Below are 2022 nucleotides of genomic sequence, written 5' to 3' on the forward strand. Positions count from 1 at the left end.
AAACCAGACCTCAAAGACTACCTCCTCGGCCCAAACGCCGCCAGAGTCGTCAGACACTCGGAAGTGTCGGTCTACGTCGTCAGATAGGGGCCAATAGAATTACGTTCATGTTACGAGTGATAAACAGTTTCCCAACATCTCGTCGTCACCGGGAGGATTCAATGATGAGGACATTTCTAAGAACCAGCGCCGCTCTGGCTCTGGGCGTCATCGCTGGCACAGCCAGCGCGCAGGACCCAGCGCCGGAATACGGTTACGGATGGGAGGACAAAGATTCCGTAACTGGTACCGAATTCATGGTCTCAGCCGCCAACCCAATCGCGGCCAAAGCGGGCTATGACGTGCTGGCCGCTGGCGGCACTGCTGCGGATGCGATGATTGCCGTGCAACTGATGCTGAACCTGGTCGAGCCACAATCATCGGGCATCGGTGGTGGTGCGTTCATGCTATACTGGGACGCGGAATCCCAGACCCTGACCACCTTTGACGCGCGCGAAAAAGCCCCCGCAAAAGCCACGCCGGAACGCTTTCTGAACGCCGAAGGCGAAAAGATTCCGTTTGCAGAAGCGATCTCGGGCGGGCAGGCCGTGGGTGTACCCGGCATCCTGCGTCTGATGGAAGTGACACATAACCTTTACGGCAAGAAAGACTGGGCGTCGCTGTTCCAGTCGACCATTGAACAGGCCGAAAACGGCTTCGAAGTGTCGCCGCGTATGGCGAACTCGATCCAGTCGACCATCGACCGCGAGCGTTATCTGGACGTCTTCCCTGGCGCCAAGGAGTACTTCTTCAACGAAGATGGCAGCCCGCTGGCTGAAGGCACCCTGCTGAAGAACCCCGATTTCGCCGAGACTCTTCGTATTCTGGCCGATCAGGGTGCAAACGCCTTTTATCACGGCCCGATTGCCGAAGATATCGTTGCTGCGGTGGACTCGACGTCCAAGGTGGAAAACAACATCACGTTGGAAGACATGGCCGCCTATCGGGTCAAGGTCCGCCCTGCCGTCTGCGCCGATTATCGCGGCTATGACGTCTGCGGTATGGGCCCGCCGACCTCGGGCGGTCTGACCGTGGGTCAGATTCTGGGTATTCTGAACAACTTTGACCTCAAAGGCACTGGCTGGAACGCCGAACTGGCGCACCTCTATGCTGAAGCCGCCAAGCTGGCCTATGCCGACCGCGCGCTGTACATGGCCGATAGCGATTTCGTTGACGTGCCGGTCAAAGGTCTGTTGGACAAGGATTACCTGAAACTGCGCTCGGAAATGATCGACCCTGCAGCCGCCAGCGAAAAGCGTTCGGCCGGTGAGCCGCCACGCGATCACACCGCGCTGTTTGCACCATCGCAGAACCCGGATCGTCCCGGCACCAGCCATATCGTGATCCGCGACCAGTACGGTAACGCACTGTCGATGACCACGACCATCGAGACCTTCTTTGGCAGCCGTGTCTTCGTTCGGGGTTTCCTGCTGAACAACGAGTTGACCGACTTTGACCGCGCGCCCAAGGATGGCGACCGTCTGGTGGCCAACCGGGTTGAAGGCGGCAAGCGTCCGCGCAGCTCGATGTCGCCGACCATCGTGATGAAAGATGGTGAGCCCTATCTGTTGATCGGTTCGCCCGGTGGCAGCCGCATCATCAACTATGTGGCCAAGACCATCATCGCGATCCTCGACTGGGACATGGACCCGCAGGACGCCATCGAGACCGGCCATTTCGTGCACCGCAACGGATCGAGCATGGATGTCGAGCAGGAAACCGCAGCGGCTGATTTTGCCGAAGCGCTGACCGCCAAGGGCCATGAGGTCAAGACGGTCGACCTGAACTCGGGCCTGCACGCGATCCTGATCAAGGATGGTCAGCTGATCGGGGCAGCCGATCCCCGCCGCGAAGGTGTGGCGCTGGGTCAGTAACCCAAACAATCAAGATCGCGGCGGCTCGGTTGAGCCGCCGTTTTCATTTCACGCCAAGCAATTTCATCCAAACCGGAGCCCGCCCCATGAACCGAGAGCATCAAATCCT

Annotated in this window: 1 protein-coding gene and 1 pseudogene; both read left to right on the plus strand. The window is 59.1% G+C overall.

The genetic code is table 11. The features are described 5' to 3' along the window. Nucleotides 1-87: pseudogene (locus ACR0J1_RS19350) on the plus strand (universal stress protein); the annotation flags it as partial. A 77-nt stretch (nucleotides 88-164) separates the two neighbouring features. Further along, on the plus strand, nucleotides 165-1913 hold the full coding sequence (gene ggt, locus ACR0J1_RS19355; protein WP_480734402.1) for a gamma-glutamyltransferase: 1749 nt from the start codon (nucleotides 165-167) through the stop codon (nucleotides 1911-1913). The last annotated feature ends 109 nt before the right edge of the window (nucleotides 1914-2022 follow it).

The sequence above is a fragment of the Ruegeria sp. CJ3 genome, from assembly GCF_056536725.1.

Excerpts from the sequence above, each read along its gene's own strand:
- ggt (WP_480734402.1), top strand. The coding sequence starts at position 165 with ATGAGGACATTTCTAAGAACCAGCGCCGCTCTGGCTCTGGGCGTCATC.